The organism is Bacillus sp. MM2020_4, from assembly GCF_011250555.1.
Classification (GTDB): Bacteria; Bacillota; Bacilli; order Bacillales; family Cytobacillaceae; genus Neobacillus.
This window is the reverse complement of the sequence record NZ_JAANMZ010000121.1, coordinates 1-393: the sequence shown is the minus strand read 5'-3', so window position 1 is coordinate 393 and position 393 is coordinate 1. Positions and strand designations below refer to the sequence as shown.

Here is a 393-nt window from a genome sequence, read left to right as displayed (position 1 = left end):
CCCCCATTCGGAAATCTCCGGATCAAAGCTTACTTACAGCTCCCCGAAGCATATCGGTGTTAGTCCCGTCCTTCATCGGCTCCTAGTGCCAAGGCATTCACCGTGCGCCCTTTCTAACTTAACCTAATTCGGGTGAATATAAGCTTCGCATCTCTTCGTCAGCTTCCTTCGCTCCGCTCCTCATGTATATCATACACTCCGGTGCTCACTCAGTCGCTTCCTCGATCTGCTCGCTTCTATCCCCCCTCTAATTTTCATTAGAGAGAAAAACTAAAATGGCGATTACTCGATGTTTACTTTGCTTCTTCTTACGATTATCTAGTTTTCAAAGAACGATTAAAAAAAGCTTTGAGAGAATTGTACTCTCAAAACTAAACAAACAAGAAACGTCAA

General features: G+C 43.8%; 1 rRNA gene. It reads right to left on the bottom strand.

From position 1 onward, the window contains the following. Positions 1 to 124, bottom strand: a 23S ribosomal RNA gene (locus tag G6554_RS25405); the annotation flags it as partial. Positions 125 to 393: the final 269 nt, after the last annotated feature.